Raw genomic sequence first — 22,459 nt, forward strand, 5'->3', positions numbered from 1 at the left:
GGTCTTCTACGGCGGCATGCTCCTCAAGACCAGCGGCATGACCTACAAGCGCTACCGCACCGCCACCCTGACCGCCGCCAAGAGCCTCGACCCGACCTGCAACTTCTACAACCGGGCCAAGGCCGCCTGGGACGCCATCAGCGTCCCCGCCCAGACCGGCGACCCGACCTGCGCGCCGTCCGGCAACAGTGACTTCTCGCTGTCGCTCGGCCCGGCGTCCGGCTCCGTCCAGCCCGGCGCCTCCACCACCGCCACGGTCACCACCGCCGTCACCTCCGGCACCGCCCAGACCGTGAACCTGACCGCCTCCGGCCTCCCCGCCGGCGTCACCGCCACCTTCAACCCCACCTCGGTGCAGGCCGGTTCGTCCTCCACCCTGACCCTGTCGGCCTCCGCGGCCGCCGTGGCCGGGACGTACCAGATCACCGTCACCGGGACCGGAACGGCCACCCACACCGCCCAGTACAGCCTGACGGTCGGCGGCGGGGGCAACCCCGGCGGGTCCGCGCCCGACATCGACGTCGCCAAGATCCAGGCCCACCTGGCGCAGCTGAACACCATCGCCAACCAGAACGGCGGCCACCGCCGGGCGGGCAGCGCCGGCTACAGCCAGTCGCTGGCGTACGTCAAGGGCAAGCTCCAGGCGGCCGGCTACACCGTCAGCGAGCAGACCTGCACCTCCTGCACCTACCAGTCCAACAACCTGATCGCCGACTGGCCCGGCGGCCCGGCCGACCAGGTCACCATGTTCGGTGCCCACCTGGACAGCGTCTCGGCCGGCCCCGGCATCAACGACAACGGCTCCGGCTCGGCCACCCTGCTGGAGAACGCGCTCGTGCTCGCCCAGCAGAACCCCAGCCTGACCCGGCACGTCCGGTTCGCCTGGTGGACCGGTGAGGAGCAGGGCCTCCAGGGCTCGCAGTCCTACGTCGCCCAGCTGGGCTCCTCCCAGCGCTCCGCGATCAAGTCGTACTACAACTTCGACATGATCGCCTCGACCAACGCCGGCTACTTCATCAACAACATCAACTCCGCGGCCTCCGCGCCGATGAAGGCCTACTGGGACTCGCTGAACCTCAGGCCGGAGGAGAACGTCGAGGGCCAGGGCCGCTCGGACGACTACTCCTTCCAGCAGGCCGGCATCCCGACCTCCGGCTACGCGGCCGGCGCCAGCGACACCAAGACCTCGGCGCAGGCCGCCAAGTGGGGTGGCACGGCGGGCCGTTCGTACGACTCCTGCTACCACTCGTCCTGCGACACCACCAACAACATCGACGCGACGGTGCTGAACCGCAGCGCCGACGGCGTGGCGTACACCATCTGGAAGACCTCGGTCGGCGGCACCACGCCCACCAACGACTTCTCCCTCTCGGTGAACCCGGCCACCGCCACCGTCAAGCCCGGTGAGTCCGCCACCGCGACGGTCGCCACCGCCACCACCTCCGGCTCGGCCCAGACGGTCAACCTGACCGCCTCGGGCGCCCCGGCGGGCGTGACGGTCTCCTTCAGCCCGTCCTCGGTGCAGTCCGGCGGCTCGGCGACGGTCACCGTCGCCACCTCCGCCTCGACCGCGACCGGCACCTACAACATCACCCTGACCGGCACCGGCGCGGCCGCCCACAGCACCAGCTTCTCGCTGGTGGTGGGCAACGACTCGCCGAACCCCGGTGGCACCTGGACCCCCGGCACCACCTACCAGGCGGGTGACGTGGTGACCTACAACGGGGTCAGCTACCGCTGCCTCCAGGGCCACACCGCCCAGGTCGGCTGGGAGCCGTCGATCGTCCCGGCGCTCTGGCAGGCCCTGTGACCGAGGCGCACTGACGCCCACTGAACCGCTGCGCCGCAGTCCGTCGAGGGGGACGGACCGCGGCGCAGCCGTGTGCGGGGGCAGGGGCTCAGCCGGGCCGGGCGGCGGGTCCTGCCGCCTCCGAAGTGCCGGGTCCCGGGCATGAGTTCTCCCATCCGCGCAGCGAGCAGGGGCCGGTCGGCCCCGCCGCACGGTACGCGTGCGGACCGGGCCGGGCGGGCCGCCGCGCTGTCTCCGGCCGGGGCGGCCACCCGTTCGGGGCAGGCCGGACGGCCCCCGCCCCTGGCATAGAGTCGGAGCGGACACACCGTCAGACGCGCCGCCGGCCGACCGGAAGGACCACCCCCGTGAGCACGGACACCCGCCCGGTACCCGAGCTGGGCGCCGAGGTCGTCGAGCAGTGGCGGGCCGAGGAGGCCGAGCTGGTCGACCTGCTGGCCAGGGCGCAGCGCGGGGTCGGCGGCCTCGCCGCCTTCCGGCTCGGCCCGGCGCCGACCGTCCTGGTCACCGACCCGGCCGCCGTGCAGCACGTCCTGGGCCGCCACCCGGAGCGGTACGTCAAGCGCTCGCACCGGGCCCGGATGCTGGTCGGGGACGGCGTGCTGTCCGCCACCGGGGACGCCTGGAAGCGACAACGGCGGCTGTTGCAGGCGCAGTTCACCGGCGCCGGGATGCACCGCTACGAGCGGCGGATCGCCGCGGCGGCGCGCCGCACCGCCGAGCGCTGGGCGGGGTACCGGCGCAGCGGGGAGACCTTCGACGTCGGCGAGGAGATGCGCGGCTTCGCCCTGGACACCGTCTGGCGGGCGCTCACCGGGCTGCCGTTGGACGACCGTACGGATCGCGAACTCCGCTCGGTGGAGCGGGTGGTGGCCGCGATGCCGACGCTGCCGAGCAACGCGGCGGACGCCAGGGACGCCGTCGCCGGGGACCTGGCCAGGATCGACGCGGTGGCGCACGCGGCGATCGACGCGGCGCGCTCGGCCGGCCCGACCGAGGAGCCGGGGGTGCTCCGGATGCTGGTCGAGGCGGGCGAGCGGTTCCCGGAGTACACCGACCGGCTGATCCGCGACGAGCTGGTCACCCTGCTCGTCGCCGGGCACGAGACCACGGCCACCACGCTCACCTGGCTCTTCCTGCTGCTCGACCGCCACCCCGAGGCCCGGACGGCCGATCCGCAGGCGCTGGTGAGCGAGACCCTGCGGCTCTACCCGTCCGCCTGGCTGCTGCCCCGGCACGCGGCCGAGGACGACGTCATCGCCGGGCACCGGATCGCCGCCGGGACGGACGTGCTGGTCTGCCCGTACCTCACCCACCGCGACCCTGCGCTGTGGCCCGACCCCGAGCGCTTCGACCCGGCCCGTTTCTCCCCCGGTGCGGACCGCCCCGCCCAGCTGGGCGCCTACTTCCCGTTCGGCCTCGGCGCACGCGCCTGCCTCGGCACCAGGTTCGCGCTGCGCGAGACCACGGCACTGCTGGAACTCCTACTGCCGATGGGGCCGTTGACGTTCCGGTCCAGGCCGTCCGGCTCGGCGTACAGCATCACCGTACGGCCGGACGGGCCGACGCCGGCGGTACTGGGCTGAGGCCCGCTACGGCGCGGTGCCGCGTGCCGGGCCGTCCGGACTCGCGGTGCCGTCCGGCCGCACGAGGCCGTCCGACGGCGCGGGCAGGAAGCCGTCGGCGAGCCGCTCGCCGTTCAGGGCCGCGTCCACCCGGGCGCCGATGTGGGCCCGGGTGGTGGAGCAGTCCAGCGGGCGGTCCCGGGTGCAGAGCAGCATGTGGGTGAGGACTGCCGCGGCGTGCTCCAGCCGGCGGGCCCGGGTGAGCATCTCCTCCCGCTGGGCGTGCAGCAGCGCCTTGCGCTCGGCCGCCTGCTCGCTGGCCAGCACGGCGGCGGTCCCGCTGACCGGGATCATCCCGTCCACGTGCCAGAGCTGGACCAGGGCGAGGCGCTCCAGCGCCTCGCGGTCGTAGTAACGGACCCGGCCGCGGCGGGTGGTGGGGGCGATCAGGCCGCACTCCTCGTAGTAGCGCAGCGCGGGCACCGAGAGGCCGAAGGCCGTGGCGACCTCGGTGATCGAGTGGAGTTCCGCCATGCCGTGACCGCCTGAGGGGTGAACCGGGTTGCGCTCAAGCGCGCTTGAGCGAGAACGCTTAGGCAAGCCTAACCTCCTCTCGCAGTGAAGGGCTCGCCACTCATGCCGCTCACCACCGCGCCGGTCACCACCGCGCCCGCCCCGGCCCGCACCCCACGGGCCGCCGGGGCCCTGCTCGTCCTCGGCTTTGTCCTGCTCAGCCTCAACACCCGGGTCGCGTTCGGGCAGATCGGACCGCTCGCGCCGGTCGCCGGCTGGGGCCCGGGCACGGTGACGCTGCTCGCCCTGCTGCCGCCGCTGGGCATGGGGCTGTTCGCCCCGCTCGGCGCCCTGGCCCGGCGGCGGCTCGGCGAGGAGCGCGGGCTGTTCTGGGCCAGTGTGCTGCTGCTGGCGGGGGCGCTGCTCCGGACGGCGGGCCTGCCCGGGCTGTACGCGGGCACGGTGCTGGTGGCCGCCGCGGTGGCGGTGGTGAACGTGCTGGTCCCGGTGTTCGTCCGGGCCCGCTTCGCGCCCCGCCGGATCGGCACCGCGACGGGCGTCTACGCACTGTCCATGGGCGTCGGTTCCGCGGTCGTCGCCGCGCTGGCCGCGCCGGTCGCGGTCGCCTGGTCCTGGCAGGCCGCGGTCGCGATAGCCGTCGTCCCGGCGGCGCTGGCGGCGGCGGGCATGGCGCCGCAGCTGCGGGTGGCCCGCGAGCGGGCCGCGAACGCCGCCCCCTCCCCCGTCTCCGCCGCCCCCGCCGGGCGCCGGCGGGTCGGGCGGACGGCGCTCGGCTGGAGCCTGACGGTGTTCTTCGGCGTCCAGACCCTGGTCTTCTACGCCACGCTCGCCTGGCTGCCCACCGTCCTGGTCGACGCCGGCCTGAGCCGGACCGCCGCCGGCACCGACCAGGCCGTGCTGATCCTCGGCCTCGCCGCCGGCGGCTTCCTCGCCCCGGCCCTGGCCGCCGCCGGCCGCAGCCAGCGGCCGCACATCCTGGGCGTGGTGGCGGTCTGCGTGTCCGGCCTGCTCGGCGTGGTGCTCGCCCCCGCCGCCGGCGCACCGCTCTGGGCCGCCGTGCTCGGCATCGGCATGGGCGGCGGACAGGCGCTCGCCGCCGTCCTGTTCGTCCGCCGGGGCACCGACGCCGACCACGTCGCCGCGCTCTCCACGATGGCCCAGACCTGGGGCTACCTGTTCGCCGCCACCGGCCCGGCGCTCACCTCCGCCCTGCGCACCGCGAGCGGCTCCTGGACGCCGCCGCTGCTCGCGCTGGTCGCCCTGCTGCTCGCCGGATCGGTCTTCGGCGTCCGGGCGGGCCGGGCTGTCACAAACCCGCGCCGCGATCCGTCGGACCGGTGACCGCACGGTTCACCCGCGAGAAGAGGAACACCACGATGAACGCCCTCCCGATCACCGCCCGCCCGATCACCGCCGAGATCCCGCTGCGCCCGCGCCTGGCCCAGGACCCGGTGGGGCTCGTCCCCGAGCTCGCCGAGGTCTCGGCCGCGCTGTTCAAGGCCACCGGCAACCACTCGGTCCCCCGCGCCACCATCAGCCTGGTCCAGCTGCGGGCCGGCCAGATCGCCGGCAGCACCTACCTGACCGTCCTGCACACCGGATTCCTCCGCAAGGCCGGCGAGTCGCCCGAGCGGATCGCCTCGGTGGCCGGCTGGACGGACTCGCCCTACTTCACCGCCCCCGAGCGCGCCGCGCTCGCCCTGGTCGAGGCCGTCCTCCAGCCCAACCCGCACGGCGAGCGGGTGCCGGACGCGCTGTACGCCGAGGTGGCCGGGCACTACGACGACAAGGCGCTGACCACGCTCATGCTCGCCATCGGGCAGGTCAACTTCTTCACCGCCATCGCGCTGGTCGCCAAGCCCGTCCCCGGCCGGTCCTTCACCGACCCGTGGGTCTGACCGTTCCGTCGGCCTGACCGGCCCGTACCCATGAGGTGGCCCGCCCGGCCCGACGCCGGGCGGGCCCTCCCGCTGTCGACCGATCCCGTGCCCCGGCATAGGCTGGTCCGCGCTCGAACGGACCTTCGTCCACCGGGCCGGCGGGCCGGCGTACCGAAGGGCGGGCCCGCCGCGGAAGCGGCATCTCAGGGGGGACGGACCATGTCCGGGGAGCGGAAGAACGACCGGCACGACGAGCTAGATCCGATGGACGCGTACGACCGGTACGGCCGGTACGACGCGGATGGCACACCCGAGGGGCAGGACGGGTACGACGGGTACGACGGCCACGGCGCCTCCCGGGAGTACGACGAACTCGCCGACGACGACGGCGGGTACGGCCTCCACACCGAGGACGGTGCCGAGGACGACCCGGCCCCGCGCGGCTCGACCGGCCGCAAGGTCGTGATGCTGGCGGCCGGCGGGGTGTTCGCCGCCCTGCTGGCCGTCGGCGGCTACGGCGCCTACAACGTGCTGACCGCGGTGACGGACAACGGTCCCTCCGCCGGTGGCGGCGGGCAGAGCGCCGACACCGCGGCGAAGGCCCCGCAGGAGCCGCCGACCGCCGAGCAGGCCGGGTCGGCGGCCAAGGAGTTCCTGGCGGCCTGGAGCCGGGGCGACGTCACCGCGGCCGCCGGCCTGACGGACCACCCGGAGACGGCGCGCGCCGCGCTGAGCACGTTCCACGAGCAGGTGGGCGCCCGCTCGCTCGCGCTGACCGGGACGGGCCGCGCGCCGGCCGACGCCCCGAGCGAGCCGGCTCTCGGCTTCCACGTGAAGGCCGAGTTCGAGGGCACCCCGGACGCCTGGGAGTACGACGGCGTGCTGAGCTTCGTCCGCTCCCAGGACGGGCGGCCCGTGGTGCGCTGGAAGCCGTCCGTGATCCACCCCCGGCTCACCCAGGTCACCACCATCACGGTGAAGACGCTGCCCGACCCGGTGTCCAAGCCCACCGACCGCAAGGGCCGGCCGCTCGACACCTTCCCGTCGCTGCGCGCCGTCCTCCCCCAGATCGCCCCGCCGGACGGCGCCACCGCCGTCACCGGGCGGGCCGTGGTGCTCTCGGGCGGCGGCGGCAGCGAGCCGGAGCAGCTGTTCGTCCTGACCCCGCCGAGTGCCCCGCAGGTCAGGCTCACCCTGGACGCCGACCTCCAGCAGGCCGCCGAGGAGGCCGTCAAGCAGCAGTCGGCGAACGGCAATCCGGCCTCGCTGGTGGCCATCCAGCCGAGCACCGGCCACATCCTGGCGATCGCCAACGCCCCGCAGGGCGGCTTCAACCGCGCGGTCGCGGGCGGCCAGGCCCCCGGCTCGACGATGAAGGTGATCACCTCCGCCGCCCTGCTGGAGGCCGGGGTGAGCCCGGACACCGTGGTGCCGTGCAAGGACACCACCAACTCCCCGCGCGCCTGGCACAACGACGAGCGCGGCGACTTCCCGTCCTACACGCTCACCGACGACTTCACCCACTCCTGCAACACCGGCTTCATCGACAAGGGCCTGGAGAAGCTCCAGCCCGGCACCCTCGGCAAGGTGGCCCGCGACCAGTTCGGCCTCGGCCTGGAGTGGCACATCGGCATCCCGAGCCGGGACGGCACCATCCCGGCGCCCGGGAACAAGGACGAGGCCGCGGCCCAGTACATCGGCCAGGGCCAGATCCAGGTCAACTCGCTGCTGATGGCCTCGGTCGCCGCCACCGTGCAGAACGGGACGTTCCGCCAGCCCGTGCTGCGCGAGGACGCCAAGCGCGTGTCGGCGCCCGGCAAGCTCCCGGCCGACGTCGCCAGGGACCTGCGCGCCATGATGAACAAGACCGCCACCCAGGGCACCGCCCGCACCCCGATGGCCGGCCTGTCCGGCCAGATCGGCGCCAAGACCGGCACCGTCGAGGCCGGCGGCCAGGCCAACAACAGCTGGTTCATCGCCTACCGCGGCGACCTCGCCGTCGCCGCCGAGGTCGAGGGCGGCGGCCACGGCTTCAGCGCGGCGGGCGTGGCCGCGGCCCAGGTGCTGAAGGCGGGCGGCAAGGGCTGAACCGCCGCTGCCGCCCACGCCGTCCGCACGGCCGCCGGCGCCGGAGGGCTCAGGCCCGGCCTTCGCCGCGGATCAGGCGGAGGTTCGGCACGCCGGGGAACGGCGGGGTGTGCTCGGCCTCCCGTTCCGCGATCAGGTCGGCCAGTAACCGGGCGCCCATCGCCCGGAACCCGGCCTTGCGCTCCTCGTCGGCCTCCTCCTCCCCCGGATACAGGGTGATGTGGACGGCGCCGTCCCCGCCGTCCCAGGTGTAGCTGCGGTACGGCGGCGGCTGGGGCTCGTCCGTCGTCGCGGGCTCGTCCGTCATGGGGAACCTCCGGTGGTTGTCCTGGGGTGGTCGTTCTCGGCCGGCCTGCCGCCGTGCGCAACGATTCGGGAGCAAGAAGGGCCCGGCGGCACGGTGCGATTCGCCCGTTCCGGTACGCACGGGCTCCGAACCGGACGGCCCGAGGGCCCGTCGAGGCGGCCGACGGCTCGTCTGGACGGCCTGGGAACTCACCGGACGGCCGGGAACTCACGGGCCCGGCCCGGGGATTTCACCGGGCCGGCCGCACCCGGCCCGCCCGCGCCTCCAGGTACCTGCGCTCCGCGAGGCTCGCGGTGGCCCGGGCCGCGCGCCGGTACTGCTCGTACGCCCCGGCCCGGTCGCCGGTCCGCTCCAGCAGGTGGGCCCGGACCGACAGCAGCCGGTGGTGCCCGGCCATCCGGGCGTCGGTGTCCAGGGTGGCGAGCAGGGCCAGGCCGGCCTCGGGGCCCTCGGTCTCGGCGAGGGCGATCGCCCGGTTCAGGGTGACCATCGGGTTGGGCGCGATCCGCTCCAGGATCAGGTACAGGGCGTACACCTGCCGCCAGTCGGTTTCCTCGGCCGCGAGCGCGTCGGCGTGGGTGGCGGCGATCGCCGCCTGGAGCCGGTACGGGCCGAGTTCGGGGCCGGCCAGGGCCGCCTTGACCAGGTCCGTTCCCTCCTCGATCAGCGCGCGGTCCCACGCCGTGCGGTCCTGCTCGGCCAGCGGGACCAGGTCCCCGGAGGCCGTGGTCCTGGCCGCGCGGCGGGCGTGGGTCAGCAGCATCAGCGCGAGCAGCCCGGCGACCTCGCCGTCCTCCGGCAGCCGCGCGCGCACCGTCCTGGTCAGCCGGATCGCCTCGCGGGCGAGGTCGAGGCGGTGCAGTTCGTCGCCCGAGGAGGCGGTGTAGCCCTCGTTGAAGATCAGGTAGAGCACGTGCAGGACGACCCGCAGCCGCTCCTCGTGCCCGTCGGCCGGCACCCCGCCCTCGGATCCGGCCGCCCCGGGCAGCTCGAAGGAGCCGCCGGCGGCCCTGATCCGCTGCTTGGCCCGGCTGATCCTGGCCGCCATGGTCGCCTCCGGCACCAGGAACGCGCGGGCGATCTCGGCCGTGGTCAGCCCGCCGACCGCCCGCAGCGTCAGGGCCGTCTGCGAGGCGGCGGTCAGCGCCGGGTGGCAGCACAGGAACAGCAGCAGCAGCGTGTCGTCGGTGTCCGGCACGTCCTCCGGCACCACCTCGGCCGCCGCCGTCGCCCACTCCCGCTCGCGCCGGGCGCGGTCGCCGCGCAGCTGGTCGATCAGCCGCCGCGAGGCGACCGTCACCAGCCAGCCGCGCGGGTTGGCCGGCACCCCCTCGGACGGCCACTGCACGGCGGCGGCGAGGACCGCCTCCTGCACCGCGTCCTCGCACCCCTCGAAGTGGCCGTACCGTCGTACCAACGTGCCGAGGACCTGCGGCGTGAGCCCACGCAGCAGGTCCTCGAAGTCCGGAGCCGTCATGCGTCCAAGTGTCCGTCGGAGAACATCACCTGGCGCACCTCGACGCCCAGCCCCTCGATCGCGGCGTCCGGGATGCGGGCGGCCAGGTCGATCGCGCGCTGCCTGTCCTCGCAGTCGACCAGGTAGAAGCCGCCCAGGAACTCCTTGGCCTCCAGGAACGGCCCGTCGGTCACCACCGGCTGGCCGTTGCGGACGGTCACCACGGCGGCCTGCGAGGGGTCGACCAGCGCCTGGGTGAGGATCAGCTCGCCGGACTCCTTCAGCTCCTCGATGAACCGGCCGTGCCCGCCACCGATCGCCGCCTTCTCCTCGTCGGTCAGCGCGTCCAGCACGGCCGGGTTCAGGTGCAGGCTGATCAGGAACTTCATGTCGTCCTCCTCGGATCGGCGAGCCCCGTCGGGGCCCCTTCGGCCGGTGGTCGGAGCGGACGCCGCGGTCTTGACGTCCTCCACCGGACAATCTCGCACGAGTCTCCCGCGCCCCCTGCGCCCCCCGGTCCCCCCGGCTCCCTCGGGTCGCCGCCGGCCCGTGCGGCCGGACGGCCGCCGGGGGGCCATCTTCCGTACCGGAACCGTCCACCTGATGGCCTGTCACCCATTGATAGCGTCGGTCGTGACGCCGCGTCACCACGGCGCAGCACCACCGACGAAACGAGAGAGCTCCCCATGGCCCCCCGGACCATCCGCCGAGCCGTCATCCCCGCCGCCGGGCTCGGCTCCCGCCTCCTGCCGCTGACCAAGGCCACGCCGAAGGAGATGCTGCCGGTCGGCGACAAGCCGGTGATCGAGCACACCGTGCGCGAGCTGATCGAGAGCGGCATCACCGACATCACCATCGTCGTCAACGGCGACAAGGGGATGATCCAGGAGCACTTCCGCCCCAACCCGGTCCTGGTCGAGCAGTTGCGCCGGGACGGCAAGGAGGCCTTCGCGGCGGCGGTCGAGGAGGTCGGCGAGCTGTCCCGCAAGGGCCACATCAGCTACCTCTACCAGCACGGGCCGTACGGCAACGGCACCCCGGTGCTCAACGCCGCCCGCCACTTCGGCGACGAGCCCTGCCTGGTGCTCTGGCCCGACGACGTCTTCGTCGCGGAGGTCCCCCGCGCGCAGCAGCTGATCCGGGCGTACGAGCAGACCAACGCGCCGGTGCTCGCGCTGATGCCGATGGCGCCCGAGGACTCCTACCGCTACGGCGTGCCGGTGGTGAAGGAGGACCTCGGCGGCGGTTCGCTGCGGATCTCCGGCCTGGTCGAGAAGCCGAAGCCGGCCGACGCGCCCTCCTCGTACGCGGCGATCGGCGGCTACGTCATCACCCCCGGCATCGTCGACGAGCTGCGCGAACTGACCCGGCGCTGGCACGAGAAGCCCGAGGACGAGGTCTACCTGACCGACGCGATCAACGCCTACGCGGCCCGGCGCGCGGTCTACGGACAGGTCATCGACGGCACCTGGTACGACACCGGCAACCCCGCCGCCTACCTGCGCGCCCAGTTCGCCGCCGCGCTCGCCAACCCCGAGTACGGGCCGGAGCTGCGCCGGCTCGCCGCGGAGCTGTCCCCGGCCGCCGACCGGTAGGCCGGGGGCGGGGGCTCCGGCGGGGCGTCAGGGGCTCCGGCGGGGCGTCAGGGCGTCAATCGGGCGTCAGTAGTCCGGCAGGTCGAAGTCCAGGGCGGCCTGGTAGGCCGCCTCCAGCACCGGGTCGGCCTGTCCGAGGTTCATGACGGTCTCGGACCGGTCCTTCCGGTCGCCGGTCAGCTTGAGGATCGCCCGGTTGGCGTCCACGTGGTCGCGCAGCCGCCGCTCGTAGGCGGGGAAGGCCGTACGGTGGTCGCCGCCGGCCGCGTGCGGTTCGCCCGCCAGGACGTAGGCGGCGGTCAGGGCCACGCTGGTGCCCTGGCCGGTGGCCGGGGAGCAGCAGTAGCCGCTCGCCCCCGGCTCACAGCTCGGTGGGCTCGCCCAACCCCAGCGTGCGCAGCATGTGGTCGGCCATCCTGCGGTGGCCGACGGCGTTGGGGTGGGTGGGGTCGTCCAGCCACGGGATCGCCTCGCGGTCGGGCAACTCGGCGAGCCAGTGCGCCTCGTGGTCGACGGGCAACGCGCCGTTCTCGGCAGCGAGTTCGATCATGTGGCGTTCCCCCCTTGCCTGTTGGCCCTGTTCGGCAGCCGTCGCACGGCAGGCCATGACGCCGGGCAGCGATCCCCTGCACCTGGCGCCGGCCGTGGATCCGGGCCCGCCCCCGCGGCCGGCCGCCCGACGCGGAGGAGCCCGCGGCGAGCCTCGCCGTCGGCGAGCGCTTCTCAAGCGGCGCCTGGAGGGACAACGCCTCGGCCGACGACCGCTGGAGCGTCGTGGGCCCGGAGCCGGACGCCGCCGTGCGGCGGCGGGATGCAGTAGCTCGTTACTACTTGACAAGGTGCGTAATACTGTAACGAGCTGTCGCCCCGGCGGATCCCGGTCTCCCCGGCCCGTCGGGTCCCTCTCCCCGCAGCCCGGAGCACCGCATGCACCCCTTCCTCGACCATCCCGGGCCGCTCGCCTTCGCGCACCGGGGCGGTGACCTCGGGCGCCCCGAGAACTCCCTCGCCGCCTTCGAGGCCGCCGTCGCGCTCGGGTACCGCTGCCTGGAGACGGACGTCCACGCGACCGCCGACGGCGTACTGGTGGCCTTCCACGACTCCCGTCTGGACCGGGTCACCGACCGCACCGGGGCGGTGGCCGAGCTGCCCTGGGAGACCGTCAGGCAGGCCCGGATCGGCGGGGCCGAGCCGGTGCCGCTGCTGGAGGACCTGCTCGGCGCGTTTCCCGGGGTCCGCTTCAACATCGACGTCAAGGCGGCACCGGCCGTCGGGCCGCTGGTCGAGGCGATCCGCCGGACCGACGCCTGGGACCGGGTCTGCGTCGGCGGCTTCTCCGACGCCCGGCTGGCCGCCGTCCGCGCCGCCGCGGGCCCCCGGCTGGCCACCTCGCTCGGCCCGCGCGAGGTCGCCCGGCTGCGGCTGCGCTCGCTGGCCGAATCGTTCCTGCCACCGTTCGCCGCCCGGCCGCTCTCCCGACGGCCGGGGGCGCCGTTCGCCGGGCTCTGCGCGCAGGTGCCGGAGCGGCACCGGGGCGTCCGGGTGGTCGACCGGGCCTTCGTCCGCACCGCCCACCGGCTCGGCCTCCAGGTGCACGTCTGGACTGTGGACGATCCCACACGGATCAGGGCTCTCCTCGACCTGGGCGTGGATGGCATCATGGCCGATCGCATCGACGTCCTGCGGGACGTCCTCGGCGAGCGCGGCTGCTGGACGGACGGCAGTACCGGCTCCAGCACGGTGATGGGGACCCCATGAGCACCACGAACCCGGCGACGGCGCACCTGCCGGACGACCCACCGACCGGCCCCGCGGCCACCGACGACGGCCGGGCCCTGCGCCGGATGCAGTTCGGCTGGTACGTCAACGACTGGGCCAACGCCGCCTTCTCGGCCACCGTGCTGACGGTGTTCCTCGGCCCGTACCTGACCACCGTCGCCAAGGAGGCCGCCGACGCGGCCGGCGACGTGCACCCGCTCGGCCTGTCGATCCGCGCAGGATCGTTCTTCCCGTACACGGTCTCCTTCTCCGTGCTGCTCTCGGTCGCGGTGATGCTGCTGACCGGCACGCTCGCCGACCGCACCGGGCGGCACAAGGAGCTGATGTGCGGCTTCGCGTACGTCGGCTCGCTCGCCACGATGGGGATGTTCTTCCTCGACGGCGACCGCTACCTGCTCGGCGGCGCGCTGCTGGTGGTCGCCAACATCTCGTACGCGGTCTCGGTCGCGCTCTCCTACGCCTACCTGCCCGGCCTGGCCTCCCCCGACGAGCGCGACAGGGTCTCCTCCAAGGGCTGGGCCTACGGCTACGCGGGCGGCGGACTGCTGCTGATAGCCAACCTCGCGGTGTTCCAGGGCCACGACGCGCTCGGCCTGGACTCCGGCACCGCCGTGCGGATCTGCCTGGCCTCGGCCGGCCTGTGGTGGGCACTGTTCACCATCGTCCCGCTGCTGCGGCTGCCCTCCCGGGCCGGCGTCGCCCCCAGCCGCACCGCGGCACCCTCCGAGGGCGGCAAGCCCGCCGAGCCCGCCACCGGCAGCCTGCGCGAACTCGCCCGCACCCTGCGCGGCATGCGCGAGCACCCGCTCACCCTGCTCTACCTCGCCGCCTTCCTCTGCTACAACGACGGCATCCAGACCGTCGTCTCCCAGGCCTCGCTCTACGGCAGCGAGGAACTCGGCATGGAGCAGACCTCGCTGGTCACCGCCGTCCTCCTGGTCCAGGTCGTGGCGATCGGCGGCGCCCTGCTGCTCGGCCGGATCGCCCACCGCTACGGCGCCAAGCGGACCATCCTCGGCTCCCTGGTCGGCTGGGTGGTCACCCTGGCCCTCGGCTACTTCATGCCCGCCCACCAGCCCGCCTGGTTCTACGCCCTGGCCTGCATGATCGGCCTGGTGCTCGGCGGCAGCCAGGCGCTCTCCCGCTCCCTCTTCTCCCACCTCATCCCGCCCGGCCGGGAGGCCGAGTACTTCAGCTTCTACAAGATCAGCGACCGCGGCACCAGCTGGATGGGGCCGCTCGTCTTCGGCCTCGCCTACCAGCTCACCGGCAGCTACCGCTCGGCGATCATCTCGCTGCTGGTCTTCTTCGTCATCGGCTTCGCCGTCCTGCTGAAGGTCCCGGTCCGCCGCGCCATCGAGGCGGTCGGCAACCCGGTGCCGGAACGGCTCTGACGGCCCGACGGTTCTGAAGGTTCCGACGGCCGTCACCGCTCCGACGACCTGCACGACCGACTGATTCGGCACCTGCTGGTGTGTCTGATCCGGGAACCCCGGATGTCGGCCTCCGGGCGGGCCTTCGGCACCGGCCCCGGCAGCACCACGTCGGCCCCCTCCGAGCTCGGAGGGGGCCGACGTGTTCCGGGTGGCACCGGCGGGGACGGGCCGATGCCGTCGGTGCCGTCGGTGCCGCCGATGCCGTCGGTGCCGTCGGTGCCGTCGGTGCCGTCCGCGGCCGGGTGTCAGCAGCCGATGTAGCGCATGGAGAGGCTGGTGAAGTGGGTGTCGGAGGGGGCGTAGATGGCGATGGAGCGGGACTTGCCCTTGCCGCCGGCCCAGTCGCTGTCGACGTGCCCGCCGTTGGAGAGCTTGCCGCTGACGTAGGGACAGCGGCCGTCCGCCTTGGTGTCGTGGACCGTGCCGACGACCTTGGTGTTGTAGTTGCACCACTTGCCGTTCGCGTAGCCCTCGCCGGAGCTGATGCTCCAGTTCTGGGTGCACGAGTCGGCGAGCGGCGCGACGGGGGCGGCCGTGGCCGCGGCCGCGGCCGGGAGCAACAGGGCGGCGAGGGTCAGAGCGGCGACGGCGGCTCCGGGGACGGCGAGACGGCGCTTGGACATGGCGGTACCTCCACACGGTTGCACGGTGGACATCCGGGCCGGGGCATCGGGGCGGCGTGTGGTGTGACGGCCGACTGCTCGCCCCCTCGGCAGTCCATCGAGCGTGACGTAGTCGAACGACTGTCGTCAACGGCGGAGTCGGGCCCGGGCGGTGACCCGCCCCCCGGCGGCACCGGGACGGCCTCGGCGCCCCAGGGGAACGTCCCGCACCACGGGGATGGGGTCGGCGAGTCGGCTCGGTGTACGAACCTCGCGCCGGGGTTCGGCTGCTTCGCCGTAGCGGGAGGGGACGTCAGGCCCGCTGCGCCCGGTGGGCGGCGACCCGGACGCGGGTGGCGCAGCGCGGGGTGCAGTAGCGCTGCGGGGTGCGGCGGCCGGTGTCGACGAAGAAGCGCTCGCAGCCCGGAGCGGCGCAGCGGCCCGAGAGCGGGCGGCCCGTCCCCGCTCGAACCACCGGAGGCATCCGCCACCCCCGCACCGGCCACCGCCTCCCCCTCGGGGAACCACAACCGGCCTGCCGGGGGTTGAGCAGACAGGCCCGGCACGGTCCGGCGCCGCGAAAGGAGGGGGCGATGGACGTCCAGGCCGAGGGAGAGAGCACCGAGGGAAGCGAGACGCTCGCATCGGCGTGGGAGTTCCAGGCGGACGCGGCCGCGCACTGGGACGAGTACGCCCGGAACTCCACCACCACCTGGGTGCCTCCCATCATGGCCGCCCTCGTCGACCGGGCGCGGAGCAGCACACTGAGCGGCTTCTTCCCCTTCACCAGCCACACCTCGCTCCTCTTCAGCACCGGCCCGCTCGCCGGGCCGGGAGGAGCCGTGGTCGCCCCGGTGACCATCACCCTCACCGCCGAAGCGCTGTACCGCGTGAGCACCAAGCCCGACGGCACGGCGCTCGAAACCGCCGACCCCGACGAAGCGGTGACCACCGCCGAGCACCTGATCGCCGGATGGCTCCGGAAGAACGGCACGCCTTCAGACCGGTAGTCCACCCCGCGCGGGTCGTGGCCGCCGCTGCCGACGGGCGCAGCCGGTGATCCGAGCCGCACCGCGCCCACAGTGCCCGGTAGTCGGCGCCGGCCGGGTGGTCAGCGGCCGGTGGTGACGACCATGCGGAAGCGGGCCAGGCCGCCGGCCATCCTGGCCACCGCGGCGGCGGTCTCCTCCAGCGGGACCTCCTCGATCCACGCCCGGACGCCCGTGCGGGCCGCGAAGCGCAGGGTGTCCTCGGTGTCGACGGCGGTACCCGAGGAGTGGCCGTAGACCCTGCGGTCGCCCGTGATCAGCTGCAACGGGCTGATCGCGAGCTGGTCGGCCGAGACGCCGACGACGACGAGCTCGCCGCGCCGGCCGAGCCCGTCCACGGTGGCGGCCATGGCGGCGGCGTTGGTGACGGTGGACAGGACCACCTTCGCGCCGCCGAGCGACCGCAGGGCCTGGGCGACGTCACCGGAGGTGCTGTCGATGTAGTGCTCGGCACCGAGTCGGCGAGCCAGCGGCTCCTTCTCCGCCCCACGGGCGATGGCGACAGTGCGGAAACCCATCGCACGGGCGAACTGCACACCCAGATGGCCCAACCCGCCGACGCCCAGGACGGCGACGGTGTCACCGGGCCCGGCGGCGGAGCGGCGCAGGGCGTTGAACACGGTGATCCCGGCGCAGGCCAGCGGCGCGGCCTCGGCGGCGGTCAGCCCGTCGGGGACCGCGGCCAGGGCCATCGCCGGGACGACGACGCTGTCGGCGTAGCCCCCGGGGTACGCCGCGCCGGGCACCTGTAGCTCGGGGCAGTGGATGCCGTCACCCGAACGGCAGGCGTCACAGCGCCCGCAGCTGCCGCCGTACCAGCCGACGGCGACCCGGTCACCGGCCTTCCAGCCCTCCACCCCCTCGCCGAGGGCGTCGATCCGGCCCGCGATCTCGTGACCGGGAGTGACCGGGAAGGTCGTGCCCGGCAGCGCACCACCGGCGATCAGGAGGTCCGAGTGGCAGACGCCGCACGCCTCGACGGCGATCCGCACCGCCCCCGGCCCCGGCTCGCGGACCGGGACCTCGGACAGCTCGGGCGCCGAGCCCGGGGCGGCGACCCGCACGGCGCGCTGCGCGCCTGCGGAGGAGGGGGTGGCGGTGGACGAGGTGGCAGCCATGGTGGAACCCTTCTGTACGGGGTCGAGCGGCGCGGTGCCCGCATGCGCCGGCCCCCTCAGCTTCGTACGTCCACCACCGTTTGTCCGCCCACGGCCGGTCCGAAGAGGGGCACCGGCCGCTTGCGCTCCTGGTCGGCGACTCTCGGTTCACTTCGGCATCAGCCTTCACGATCAGCTCCGGCGGCTCACCGAGTGAGTCGATTCCTCCCGGGTCTCGTCCACCAAGCACTCGCCGACGTCGAACACCACCGCGCCAATCACGGCCGCGGCCTGACGAAGTGATCTGCCCGCCGCGCTCGGGCGGGCGCGGCGGGCGCGGGTGGGTGCTCAGTGGCGGTGGTGGTTGTCCGGTTGGGCGGGGTCTCCCGGGTGTTCCAGGCCCTTGACCAGGGTGAGGCGTCGGGCCCTTTCCCGGTCGAGCCAGCGGACGAACTCCGCTCGGCGGGCGGCTTCTCGTAGAGCTGAGGTGGGATCGGGGGCAGGCGCGGGCGTGGTGACCTCCAGGAGCACCGCCTTCCAGGGGCCGGCGGTGACCCACTCGCCCGGCGGCGCTGCGCGGAGGGCCTCGGTGAGCACGGTCGGGAGGGTTGCCGGGTCGGCTTCCAACTCGCCGTCGGGCAGTGCGAGATGCCAGCGGATGACCGGAGGACAGGCGGTCATGCCGCGGTAACGGGCGACGTCAGCCGGTGCGGGCTCGACACCGGCGGTGACCGCCTCGTAGACGGCGCGGACGGCCGCGCTGCCCTCGTACGCCGCCGCCGTGATGGAGCCCAGCTCGACGGCGGCCTGCTGGTCGAGGTGGGCAGGACGTGAGGAGCCGACGGGGAGGTCGCGTTCGGTGGCTACCGCTTCGCAGAGGGCCTCGGTGAGGAGTACCTGCGCCACCCACCGGGTCAGCTGCCGGTCCTCCGAACTCCCCGGCTGTGGCAGGGCGGTGGCGCGCGGGCCCGACCGGAGGGCGGTCAGGCGGTGGTCGAGAGCCGTCCGCGAGAGGGGCACTCCGTCAAGGAGGCCGAGCGTGGTCATGCCTCCACCACCAGGGCGACGGTGGGGGCGTACTGGCAGCGGCCGAACCACATGACCTTCGCCAGCGCCCAGTACTGGCCCGGGTCGGTGGACTCGGGGACGGTGAGCGCGAAGTCCACGGTCGCGGAGGAGCCGGCCGGGACGGAGAAGCCGCGCACCGGGTCGGCGATGGCCTCCCAGGTGCCCCACGGCGAGACCAGTTGCAGCTCGCCCCGGATCTCGCCGCGCGTGCGGTTGGTGAGGCGAAGGCTCAGCGCGGCCCGGCCGCCCGGGGCCAGCCGCAGGGTCTCGTGCGGGACCGCGACGTCCAGACCGGTGTCGCGCCCGACCTCGGCCTTGGTGCCCTGGGCGATCGTCCAGTCCTCGGGGGTCTCGCCGGGCACAGGCAGCAGCTCGGGCAGATCACCCACGGCGATCGTCACCACGTCCTCGATCCGCTGACCGTCGTGCTCGATCCGGACGGCCGCGAAGTACAGCCCCGGCTCGGCCCCGGCCGGCGGGGTGAGGGTGACCGGGAAGCGCAGGGCCCCGTCCGCCTCCAGTCGGTACGGGCGGCTCCCGAGGTCGGCCGTCCAGCCCTCGGGCGGCAGCACCCTGGCCGTGCCTTCGACCGCCGCGTCCCGCAGCTGCGAGGAGAGGGCGACCGACAGCGTCACCGGCTCCCCCGCCGTCCGCAGCAGCCCGGGCGAGGCGCCGACGGACACCGGCAGGTACCCGAGCGGCGCCGGGCCACGGTTGTGCAGCCAGTAGCGGGCGTGGACGGGCTGGGCGACCTCCGCCGTCGGGCCGAGGCCCTTCTCCGCCGCCGGAGCCGACACGGTCGGGGAGGCGAGCAGGGTGGCGATCCGCGAGCCGGGCAGGTCGAGGGCGGGGCCGCCGGCCGGAAGTGGCCGTTCCAGCAGGTCGGCCGGCCGCAGCGCGCTCAGGCCCAGAGCGCCGCCCAGCCGCGCCGTCCGCCCGAGACCGGTCGACTCGACCAGGCGGACGGTGAGATCGCCCCCGACCGCAGCCGCCGAGCCGTGCGCGATCGGGTTCCCGGCCGGCTTGAGCGCGCCCAGCAGTACCTCGCGCTGGGGCTCGACCCGCAGCCAGGACAGGGTGGCGGGCAGCGGCCCCTCCTGCGCCGGAACGATCCGGGCGTACAGCGGGTGGATGAACTCCTGCCCCTGGGCGGGCAGCGTCTGGTCTCGCCAGTCGCCGTCCCCTCCCACCAGCGCGTAAGTGAACTCGTGGGTCCAGTGCTGGAGTTGGAAGGAGGCCCCGTCGGGCAGGGTGCGCCGGGGCGGGTCGATCCAGACGCCGGAGGGCCAGCCGGTACAGGATCGCATCAGCGACAGGTGCAGCGCTCCGGTGGTGTCGACGGCGAACCCGGGCAGGCCGAAGCTCAGCAACGCGACTGTGTGGTCGGCGAGTTGGTCGTCCACCGGAGACGGGCAGACGACGGTGACCCGGGCGTCGGCCAGGTCGTCGACCAGCGCCGCCACGTCGGAGACGACGAGCGCCGGCAGTGCCCGCAGGTCGCGCAGGTCGGCGTCCGGGCGCCAGACCTCGGCGAGCGGGGTCACCGCGGGCACCCACACCGCGCCGTGCGCCTTCAGCGCGGCCGCGTACTCCTCCCCCGCCGAGGCGAGCAACTCCGCGGCGGCCTCACTGACTTCTGGCCCGCCGACGACGATCCGGAAGTCCGGCAGGTTGGAGTCCACGTCCAGCCACCCGTACCGGGCCCAGTCCGCTCCCGAGGTGGTGGCGGTGACCCCGACCCGGGCGAGCGCGACGACCAGCGGACGGGCGTCGGCCGCGTCGTCCAGGGTGGGGACGACGACCTCCGCCACGCCGAGGGCGCGCGAGCCGACGACCGCGCCCGACGGGTCGGCGAGGTCGACGCGTGCCGTGGCGCCGAGCCCGAACCAGGTGTTGGCCGGGTTGTCCAGGGTCCACGGCGCCTCCGCCGAGTCCACGTCCGGCATCGCGAAGCCTCGCCCGACGACCGCGCCCGCGACCTCGCTGACCGGCAGCCCGCCGGGCACGTCCACCGGGAAGCGCAGCCGTAGCAGCCGGTCGGCGCCGGAGTAGTCGATCACCCGGGTGCGGCAGTCCACCCGGTCCAGGCCGCGCCAGAGCGTGACGGTCTGCTCGTAGCGGACGGAGTCGACCGTGCCCTCGCTCACCAGGCGCTCGCCGAGCGGCCCGGTCTCCCGGCGGACGGACGCCCCGGCGTCCCCGGATCCGACCACCGGGCCGCTGGGCACCAGGTGCCACGGGCCCTCGCCGAAGTCGGGGTGCTGCGGGTACTCCTCGTACACCCGCAGCTCGTTGCCGATCCGGCCGTCCTGGATCAACTCCCGGTCGTGCAGCAGGTCCCGCACCGAGCTGAGGCCACCGCCGCGCGCCGGGTCGGCGGTGACGCGGTACCGGTCGCCCTCGATCACGAAGCCGTCGGCGGCCGTCCACGGCTGCTCCGCGGCGCCCTCCACCAGCCGCCAGGTGCGCCAGCCGAGCGCGGGCACGTCGGTGGCCAGGAAGCGCAGCGTCCCCCGGTCGACGGCGCTCGGCACCGCCTCGCCCCGGTCGTCGATCACTCGTACCGACCGTACGCCGGAGGGGAGTTCGACGCAGACGAGGCCGGTCCGGTCGAAGGAGAGGGTGTTGGTCACCACGATCGCCTCGCCCGCCCCCGCCGTGGCGATCCGCGCCGTGAGCGCGTCCAGCGCCGCGTCCCGCACCCCGGACGCCAGGTCGTACGCCTCCCGCCAGCCGCCGAGCAGGTCCAGGTACACCTGGTCGGACTCGGAGCCGGTGATCGCGTCGTGGTGCGCGCCGTAGGCGAGTTGGCGCCAGACCTTGTCCAGGGCGGCGGCCGGGTAGCGGCCGAGGCCGTGGACGGAGGCGAGCGTGGCGAGCTTCTCCGCGTCCACCGCCGCGACCTCGCCCGCCCGCTGGGCCTGCTTGGTGTCGATGTAGGAGACGTCCTTGCCGGTGTACACCGGGTTCATGTCCCGGGTCTGCGGGCTGGGCCGGCGCCCGGTGGCGGCGAGTTCGGCGCGCACGGCGTCCAGGAAGTCGCGCGGGGTGGCGCAGACGAACCGGGGCCAGAGGTACTTGGCGGCCCAGGAGCGGTGGATCTCGGTGACCCACTTGTTCGGCGGGGTGTAGTCCGTCCCCACCGGCAGCAGCAGGTTCTTCGTCGCGCCCACCGGCTTGAGCTTCCGGTACAGCTCGTAGACGGCCTGTTCGGCGGTGGCGAGGTCGGCGGAGGAGTCCATCCACCAGCCGGCCGAGTAGTGGTGCGGCATGTAGTGGGTGAGCACGCCCTCGCCGCCGGGGGCGATCCACTCGAACTCGCTCGGGAACTGCATCACCCGGGCGTCGTCCTTGGCCTCGCGGAAGTTCTTCTGGATCGGTCCCCACTGGTGGAACGGGCCGCGCGCCCAGGCACTGCCGGTGAGGCCGGCCGCGGCGAGGTGGCCGGGGAACTGCGGGTCGTGCCCGAACACGTCGAGCTGCCAGGCGGTCTGCGGGTCGCCGCCGAGGATGTCGCGCTGGTAGCCGATGCCGTGGACGATGTTGCGGATGGTGGTCTCGGCGCCGGTGAGGTTGGTGTTCGGTTCGTTGTAGGTGCCGCCGACCAGCTCGACCTGCCCTCGCTCCAGCAGCAGGCGCAGTGTCGCGCGGCGTTCGGGGTGCTGGTCGAAGTAGGGCTTCAGGTAGTCGACTTCGGCGAGCACGAACTTGTACACCGGGTCCCGCAGGGCGAGGTCCAGGTGCGCGTCGACCAGGGCGAAGCCGTTGCGCTCCCAGAGCGGCCGGGTGGTGGCGTCGGCGGAGAGCAGTTCCCACGGGGAGGTGTACGCGGCCTGGGTGTTCCACCAGACCGGGTCGTAGTGGAAGTGCGAGACCAGGAACATCGTCCAGCCCGGCTCGGCGACGTCGAGCAGGGCTTCGACGGAGGCCTCGGCAGAGGATTCGGCAGAGGATCGGGCGAAGGCACTGACGACGACGGGCAGTCGGTCGCCGGGCGAGGCCCCGCTGATCTCCAGCGGGACGTCGACCGGCCCCGTGCTGGTGGCCTCGCCGCGGACGCCCGGACCGCGGACGGTGATCCTGGCGGCCGGGCCTTCCAGCCTCACCCGCAGGACTTGGCGCGGGGCCTCCTCCGGGCCGACGAACAGGTCGGTGCTCTCGACGGCGGTGATGGTGACCGGCACGGGGGCCTC

Annotated in this window: 20 protein-coding genes; 9 read left to right on the plus strand and 11 right to left on the minus strand. The window is 74.2% G+C overall.

The genetic code is table 11. The annotated features are described in order from the left end of the window. Together ACZ7C5_RS06160 and ACZ7C5_RS06165 are read left to right on the plus strand one after the other, a co-directional pair. The coding region (locus ACZ7C5_RS06160; RefSeq protein WP_470322103.1) for a M28 family peptidase at positions 1 to 1,810 on the plus strand (1,810 nt) is incomplete at its 5' end. Between the two features lie 347 nt (positions 1,811 to 2,157). Then, positions 2,158 to 3,396: a cytochrome P450 gene (locus ACZ7C5_RS06165; RefSeq protein WP_401091678.1), complete on the plus strand. Its 1,239-nt coding sequence runs from the start codon at positions 2,158 to 2,160 to the stop codon at positions 3,394 to 3,396. Between the two features lie 6 nt (positions 3,397 to 3,402). Here ACZ7C5_RS06165 and ACZ7C5_RS06170 read toward each other — a convergent pair whose 3' ends face one another. Beyond that, the gene (locus ACZ7C5_RS06170; protein WP_401091680.1) at positions 3,403 to 3,909 is read right to left on the minus strand and encodes a MerR family transcriptional regulator; all 507 of its coding nucleotides are present in this window, start codon (positions 3,907 to 3,909) and stop codon (positions 3,403 to 3,405) included. A 102-nt stretch (positions 3,910 to 4,011) separates the two neighbouring features. Here ACZ7C5_RS06170 and ACZ7C5_RS06175 point away from each other — a divergent pair, with 102 nt between their 5' ends. From ACZ7C5_RS06175 to ACZ7C5_RS06185, 3 genes are all read left to right on the plus strand, one after another. Continuing rightward, on the plus strand, positions 4,012 to 5,250 hold the full coding sequence (locus ACZ7C5_RS06175; protein WP_401091682.1) for an MFS transporter: 1,239 nt from the start codon (positions 4,012 to 4,014) through the stop codon (positions 5,248 to 5,250). A gap of 35 nt (positions 5,251 to 5,285) precedes the next feature. After that, on the plus strand, positions 5,286 to 5,807 hold the full coding sequence (locus ACZ7C5_RS06180) for a carboxymuconolactone decarboxylase family protein (protein ID WP_401091684.1): 522 nt from the start codon (positions 5,286 to 5,288) through the stop codon (positions 5,805 to 5,807). A gap of 201 nt (positions 5,808 to 6,008) precedes the next feature. After that, positions 6,009 to 7,877 (plus strand): penicillin-binding transpeptidase domain-containing protein, encoded by a 1,869-nt coding sequence (locus ACZ7C5_RS06185; RefSeq protein ID WP_470322104.1) that lies wholly within the window; start codon positions 6,009 to 6,011, stop codon positions 7,875 to 7,877. A 49-nt stretch (positions 7,878 to 7,926) separates the two neighbouring features. On the opposite strand, the gene ACZ7C5_RS06190 is transcribed toward ACZ7C5_RS06185, so the two are convergent. The 3 genes from ACZ7C5_RS06190 to ACZ7C5_RS06200 form a co-directional block, all read right to left on the minus strand. Further along, positions 7,927 to 8,184, minus strand: coding sequence for a hypothetical protein (locus tag ACZ7C5_RS06190; RefSeq protein ID WP_401091688.1), 258 nt, complete (start codon positions 8,182 to 8,184; stop codon positions 7,927 to 7,929). 229 nt (positions 8,185 to 8,413) lie between these two features. Next, positions 8,414 to 9,661: an RNA polymerase sigma factor gene (locus ACZ7C5_RS06195; RefSeq protein ID WP_470322105.1), complete on the minus strand. Its 1,248-nt coding sequence runs from the start codon at positions 9,659 to 9,661 to the stop codon at positions 8,414 to 8,416. Beyond that, positions 9,658 to 10,029 (minus strand): YciI family protein, encoded by a 372-nt coding sequence (locus tag ACZ7C5_RS06200; RefSeq protein WP_188299435.1) that lies wholly within the window; start codon positions 10,027 to 10,029, stop codon positions 9,658 to 9,660. The genes ACZ7C5_RS06195 and ACZ7C5_RS06200 overlap by 4 nt, the downstream gene beginning before the upstream one ends. A 297-nt stretch (positions 10,030 to 10,326) precedes the next feature. On the opposite strand from ACZ7C5_RS06200, the gene ACZ7C5_RS06205 reads away from it, so the two are divergent. Then, entirely contained in the window at positions 10,327 to 11,235 is a 909-nt protein-coding gene (locus ACZ7C5_RS06205) for a UTP--glucose-1-phosphate uridylyltransferase (RefSeq protein WP_401091692.1), read from the plus strand. Between the two features lie 66 nt (positions 11,236 to 11,301). On the opposite strand, the gene ACZ7C5_RS06210 is transcribed toward ACZ7C5_RS06205, so the two are convergent. Both ACZ7C5_RS06210 and ACZ7C5_RS06215 read right to left on the minus strand, forming a co-directional pair. Then, positions 11,302 to 11,544, minus strand: coding sequence for a hypothetical protein (locus tag ACZ7C5_RS06210; RefSeq protein ID WP_401091694.1), 243 nt, complete (start codon positions 11,542 to 11,544; stop codon positions 11,302 to 11,304). A gap of 52 nt (positions 11,545 to 11,596) precedes the next feature. After that, positions 11,597 to 11,785: a hypothetical protein gene (locus ACZ7C5_RS06215; RefSeq protein ID WP_470322106.1), complete on the minus strand. Its 189-nt coding sequence runs from the start codon at positions 11,783 to 11,785 to the stop codon at positions 11,597 to 11,599. Positions 11,786 to 12,162: 377 nt separating this feature from the next. On the opposite strand from ACZ7C5_RS06215, the gene ACZ7C5_RS06220 reads away from it, so the two are divergent. Next, entirely contained in the window at positions 12,163 to 12,993 is an 831-nt protein-coding gene (locus ACZ7C5_RS06220) for a glycerophosphodiester phosphodiesterase family protein (RefSeq protein ID WP_401091698.1), read from the plus strand. After that, entirely contained in the window at positions 12,990 to 14,408 is a 1,419-nt protein-coding gene (locus tag ACZ7C5_RS06225; RefSeq protein WP_401091700.1) for an MFS transporter, read from the plus strand. Before ACZ7C5_RS06220 ends, ACZ7C5_RS06225 begins: the two co-directional genes overlap by 4 nt. Positions 14,409 to 14,695: 287 nt before the next feature. Here the strand turns inward: ACZ7C5_RS06225 and ACZ7C5_RS06230 are convergent, their stop codons facing one another. Together ACZ7C5_RS06230 and ACZ7C5_RS06235 are read right to left on the minus strand one after the other, a co-directional pair. Continuing rightward, on the minus strand, positions 14,696 to 15,073 hold the full coding sequence (locus tag ACZ7C5_RS06230) for a hypothetical protein (protein WP_401091702.1): 378 nt from the start codon (positions 15,071 to 15,073) through the stop codon (positions 14,696 to 14,698). A gap of 292 nt (positions 15,074 to 15,365) precedes the next feature. Then, positions 15,366 to 15,527 carry a CGNR zinc finger domain-containing protein gene (locus ACZ7C5_RS06235; protein WP_401091704.1) on the minus strand — a complete coding sequence of 54 codons (162 nt, stop codon included), beginning with the start codon at positions 15,525 to 15,527 and terminating at the stop codon, positions 15,366 to 15,368. Between the two features lie 118 nt (positions 15,528 to 15,645). Between ACZ7C5_RS06235 and ACZ7C5_RS06240 the strand changes: the two genes are divergently transcribed. Further along, entirely contained in the window at positions 15,646 to 16,062 is a 417-nt protein-coding gene (locus tag ACZ7C5_RS06240; RefSeq protein WP_470322107.1) for a DUF6193 family natural product biosynthesis protein, read from the plus strand. 101 nt (positions 16,063 to 16,163) lie between these two features. Here ACZ7C5_RS06240 and ACZ7C5_RS06245 read toward each other — a convergent pair whose 3' ends face one another. The 3 genes from ACZ7C5_RS06245 to ACZ7C5_RS06255 form a co-directional block, all read right to left on the minus strand. Further along, complete coding sequence (locus ACZ7C5_RS06245) at positions 16,164 to 17,219, minus strand: alcohol dehydrogenase catalytic domain-containing protein (RefSeq protein ID WP_470322108.1); 1,056 nt, start codon at positions 17,217 to 17,219, stop codon at positions 16,164 to 16,166. A 327-nt stretch (positions 17,220 to 17,546) separates the two neighbouring features. After that, complete coding sequence (locus ACZ7C5_RS06250) at positions 17,547 to 18,245, minus strand: DUF7158 domain-containing protein (protein ID WP_470322109.1); 699 nt, start codon at positions 18,243 to 18,245, stop codon at positions 17,547 to 17,549. Then, a complete protein-coding gene (locus ACZ7C5_RS06255; protein WP_470322110.1) occupies positions 18,242 to 22,450 on the minus strand; it encodes a glycoside hydrolase family 38 N-terminal domain-containing protein in 4,209 nt (1,402 codons plus the stop codon). Before ACZ7C5_RS06255 ends, ACZ7C5_RS06250 begins: the two co-directional genes overlap by 4 nt. Positions 22,451 to 22,459: the final 9 nt, after the last annotated feature.

Source organism: Kitasatospora sp. NPDC036993 (assembly GCF_055607525.1).

Excerpts from the sequence above, each read along its gene's own strand:
- ACZ7C5_RS06170 (WP_401091680.1), bottom strand. The coding sequence starts at position 3,909 with ATGGCGGAACTCCACTCGATCACCGAGGTCGCCACGGCCTTCGGCCTC.
- ACZ7C5_RS06175 (WP_401091682.1), top strand. The coding sequence starts at position 4,012 with ATGCCGCTCACCACCGCGCCGGTCACCACCGCGCCCGCCCCGGCCCGC.
- ACZ7C5_RS06180 (WP_401091684.1), top strand. The coding sequence starts at position 5,286 with ATGAACGCCCTCCCGATCACCGCCCGCCCGATCACCGCCGAGATCCCG.
- ACZ7C5_RS06185 (WP_470322104.1), top strand. The coding sequence starts at position 6,009 with ATGTCCGGGGAGCGGAAGAACGACCGGCACGACGAGCTAGATCCGATG.
- ACZ7C5_RS06190 (WP_401091688.1), bottom strand. The coding sequence starts at position 8,184 with ATGACGGACGAGCCCGCGACGACGGACGAGCCCCAGCCGCCGCCGTAC.
- ACZ7C5_RS06195 (WP_470322105.1), bottom strand. The coding sequence starts at position 9,661 with ATGACGGCTCCGGACTTCGAGGACCTGCTGCGTGGGCTCACGCCGCAG.
- ACZ7C5_RS06200 (WP_188299435.1), bottom strand. The coding sequence starts at position 10,029 with ATGAAGTTCCTGATCAGCCTGCACCTGAACCCGGCCGTGCTGGACGCG.
- ACZ7C5_RS06205 (WP_401091692.1), top strand. The coding sequence starts at position 10,327 with ATGGCCCCCCGGACCATCCGCCGAGCCGTCATCCCCGCCGCCGGGCTC.
- ACZ7C5_RS06215 (WP_470322106.1), bottom strand. The coding sequence starts at position 11,785 with ATGATCGAACTCGCTGCCGAGAACGGCGCGTTGCCCGTCGACCACGAG.
- ACZ7C5_RS06220 (WP_401091698.1), top strand. The coding sequence starts at position 12,163 with ATGCACCCCTTCCTCGACCATCCCGGGCCGCTCGCCTTCGCGCACCGG.
- ACZ7C5_RS06225 (WP_401091700.1), top strand. The coding sequence starts at position 12,990 with ATGAGCACCACGAACCCGGCGACGGCGCACCTGCCGGACGACCCACCG.
- ACZ7C5_RS06230 (WP_401091702.1), bottom strand. The coding sequence starts at position 15,073 with ATGTCCAAGCGCCGTCTCGCCGTCCCCGGAGCCGCCGTCGCCGCTCTG.
- ACZ7C5_RS06240 (WP_470322107.1), top strand. The coding sequence starts at position 15,646 with ATGGACGTCCAGGCCGAGGGAGAGAGCACCGAGGGAAGCGAGACGCTC.
- ACZ7C5_RS06245 (WP_470322108.1), bottom strand. The coding sequence starts at position 17,219 with ATGGCTGCCACCTCGTCCACCGCCACCCCCTCCTCCGCAGGCGCGCAG.
- ACZ7C5_RS06250 (WP_470322109.1), bottom strand. The coding sequence starts at position 18,245 with ATGACCACGCTCGGCCTCCTTGACGGAGTGCCCCTCTCGCGGACGGCT.